The organism is Alcanivorax sp. (genome assembly GCF_051117345.1).
In the GTDB taxonomy this organism is placed as follows: Bacteria; Pseudomonadota; Gammaproteobacteria; order Pseudomonadales; family Alcanivoracaceae; genus Alcanivorax.
Map to the genome: position 1 here is coordinate 1 of NZ_JBNPEC010000256.1, position 3,441 is coordinate 3,441.

3 protein-coding genes are annotated in these 3,441 nt (G+C 60.4%); all 3 read right to left on the reverse strand.

Features of this window, described 5'->3' with window-relative positions:
- Positions 1-432, reverse strand: a 432-nt coding sequence (locus tag ACFE0K_RS16055) for an acyl-CoA dehydrogenase N-terminal domain-containing protein (RefSeq protein WP_434537028.1), incomplete at its 3' end; no start/stop codon positions are given.
- A gap of 264 nt (positions 433-696) precedes the next feature.
- The gene (locus tag ACFE0K_RS16060) at positions 697-1,509 is read right to left on the reverse strand and encodes an SDR family NAD(P)-dependent oxidoreductase (protein WP_434537029.1); all 813 of its coding nucleotides are present in this window, start codon (positions 1,507-1,509) and stop codon (positions 697-699) included.
- A 177-nt stretch (positions 1,510-1,686) separates the two neighbouring features.
- The gene (locus ACFE0K_RS16065; RefSeq protein WP_434537030.1) at positions 1,687-3,387 is read right to left on the reverse strand and encodes a potassium/proton antiporter; all 1,701 of its coding nucleotides are present in this window, start codon (positions 3,385-3,387) and stop codon (positions 1,687-1,689) included.
- Between the last annotated feature and the right edge of the window lie 54 nt (positions 3,388-3,441).

Below are 3,441 nucleotides of genomic sequence, written 5' to 3' on the forward strand. Positions count from 1 at the left end.
CTCGGAACCGTGCATCTGGATGGTGTTCATGGCACCCATGGACAGGCCCGGGTACATGGTGAAAGACCAGTTGGCGGTGGCCATCATTTCGGACTTGATCAGACCCAGGGATGCGGGCAGGCCCTGGCCGCCGAATTCCACCGGGTGGCTGAGACCCTGCCAGCCGCCGGCCACGAACTCGTCGTAGGCTTCCTTGAAGCCTTTCGGCGTGGTCACCACACCGTTTTCAAACTTGCAGCCTTCTTCGTCACCGGTCTGGTAGAGGGGCGCGAGGGTGTTTTCACACAGCTTGGCCATTTCGCCAATAATGGCTTCGACCATATCGGGGGTGGCTTCTTCGCCCTCCGGGAAAGTCTTGTAGTGACTTTCGAAATCGAGCACTTCGTTCATCAAAAAGCGCATATCGCGCACAGGAGCCTTGTAAGTCGGCATAACAGTTACCCTCGTCAGGCAGAAATCGATTCAACTGTCAGTAACGGACAGCGCAACAGGGCGGGCATTGTTGGGCAATTCAAGCGCAAACACATTGACTGTCAAGGCGGGCGCGGGCGGGCGTTAGGGTGAATGGGTGTAAACGGGGAAGCTTCTAGCTGCGAGCGACTAGCTTCTAGGAAAAAGAAACGGCTACGTTGATATGTTGGGCGGGCAAGGGTGTGCCCGCGGTTTTTCTCGCAGCTAGAAGCTCGTAGCTAGCAGCTATTTCTTCTTCCCCTTCCAGCTATACATGGAGGTGGACACCCCGGTCCGCCGGGCCACTTCGTCCCAGATGCCCTGGGGGAGAAGAGCCTTCATCAGTTCCACGGACTTGGCCATGGGCGGTTCGATGACGAAGGCGTCTTTTTTCTGCATGCCCCGTATGATGCTATTCACCACCTTCTTCGGGGTCAGCATGGGAGAGAACAGCGGTGTCTTCACGCCGTCGAACATGCCGGTGGAGATATAGCTGGGGCAAACGCTGGTGACATGCACATGCTTGATCTTGCGTACCGCCAGTTCCAGTCGCAAGGATTCCGAGAACCCCACCACCGCCCATTTGCTGGCGGCATAGGTGCTGCCGTAGGGCAGTCCGATAAAGGCGGAGGCACTGGCGATATTGACCAGGAAAGCTTCGCTGGCCTGGATCAGGTCGTCCAGGAACGCATGGGTGGTGGCCATCAGCCCTTCGCTGTTCACCCGGAAGGTGTTCAGGTGCTGTTCCAGCTCCACGGTCTCGAATTCACCGCCGAACACCACTCCGGCGTTATTGATCAGGCTGGTGATGGGGCCCACTTCCTGGTGCAGCTTGTCGCGGAATTTGGCGATGGAGGCAATCTTGCTCACATCCAGCACATAGGGATGCGCCTTGCCGCCGGCAGCCTTGATCTTGTCGGTCACTTCACGAGCCGCGCTGATACGCCGGGCGGTAACGATGACTTCCGCGCCCTGTTTGGCAAATTCCTCTGCCATCAGGGCACCAATGCCGGCACCGGCGCCAGTGATCAGAATGCGATGTTTCTCAAAACGGGGCATAACAAACTCCTTGAATACAAGCTGCGAGCTACTAGCTTCTAGCGGCTAGGCGCGTGAAAGGTGTTGAGCGTTTTAACCTCTGTGCCCGCGCCTTGCCGTTAATCGCGGCGAAAAAGTACCAATATAATTAAAGCTATCTTCGTGTTGCAGCTAGAAGCTCGACGCTAGTAGCTAGCTTTATCTCGGCAGCTTCAAACCAACCAGCACCACCTTGCCATCTTCCACCGAACGGGCCCGCAAACGCAGGCCGCTGACACGAACCGTATCACCGACCACGGTCTGCTTCCCTACCTGTTTGGTGAACATCTCGGCCACGGTGAGCCCCTGCCAGAGTGGCGGCGGTGCTTCTACACCATAGATGGCAATCAGCTGCGCCACGGGCGTCTTGCCCAGCACGGTGAAGTCGCCGTAATAGCGTTTCTCATCGTTGCTCATCTTGTGGCACAGGTCGGACAGGGCGGACTTGTGCGACAGAGGCGCCAGCCAGGCGATCAGGTCGCCGGCTTCGATATCCGGGTTGTCACTGAGACTGAGCACCTGATGGTTGCGGTAGAGGATCAGCGGGGTGCGTTTGTCCTCGCTCAGTTCGCCCAGGGGCTTGCCTACCGCGCGGGCGCCCGGTTCCACCTCGAATTGCATCAGGTAGCGATCCCGGGGCGCGGCCAGCGGCACGGTCTGCTTGGGTTCGGTAGTAGGCGGCACTGACACTTTCAGCTTGCGTGCCATATAGCGCAGGCTGGCGCCCTGGCCGAGCAGGGAGATCAGCACCACCACCAGGGTGATATCGAACAGCAGGTAGGTCTGTTCCACTCCGGCCAGCAACGGGAACACCGCCAGGACAATGGGCACCGCGCCGCGCAGGCCGGTCCAGGCGATAAAGGTCTCTTCCCGCCAGGTAAAACGGAATGGCAGCAGGCTCACCCATACGGCGATGGGGCGCGCCAGCAGCATCAGGAAGGCCGCTACCGCCAGGGCCCAGGGCAGGTTTTCGGTGAGCCGTGACGGCGTCACCAGCAGGCCGAGAATCAGGAACATGCCGGACTGGGCCAGCCAGGCCATGGAATCCATGGCCTTGAGCACGTTATCGCCGGTGCCGCCACGGCGATTTCCCGCCACCAGACCAGTGAGATAGATGGCCAGAAAGCCGGAGCCGCCTACCAGGTTGGTGAGTGCAAACACCATGGCACCGCCACTGCACAGCAGCAGGGCGTGCAGGCCCTCATTGCTGCGCACCCGCAACAGCAGCTCACTGATCACCGCGCCCAACAGCAGGCCGAGCAGGGCGCCCAGGCCGAACTGTTGCAGCAGGGTCCACAGCATGCCCACGCCCCACTCGGCGGTGGGATCCACCAGCAGACCGACCAGCATCAGGGTGATAAAGATGGCCATGGGGTCGTTGAGGCCGGATTCGATCTCCAGGGTGCTGGCCACCCGTTCATTCAGTGTCACCCCGGCGCCCTTGTTCACGCTGAATACGGCCGCCGCATCGGTGGAGCCAACAATGCCGCCCAGCAGCAGCCCCACCCGCCAGTCCACGCCGATCAGCCAGGTGGCAAAGGCGCCCACCAGGGCGGCGGAAATGGCCACGCCAAAGGTGGCCAGGCTGAGGGCCGGCTTCAGGCCCAGCTTGAAGGTGCTCAGGCGCGTGCGCAGGCCGCCGTCCAGCAGAATCACTGCCAGGGCGATATTGCCGATCACATAGGCGGTGGAGAAATCATCGAACTCGATGCCGCCAATGCCATCCTCGCCGGCGAGCATGCCCACCACCAGGAAAATCAGCAGCGCCGGCACCCCGAACCGGGCACTCAGCGAGCCCAGCAGCAGGCCGGTAAACATCAGGCCGGTGCCGATAAGAAGAAAGAGGGTCAGCGAGGCCAAGCCGAATCCAGGGTAAGAGGCATTAAGGGTATAGAGTAGACTTGCTTAGCCGCA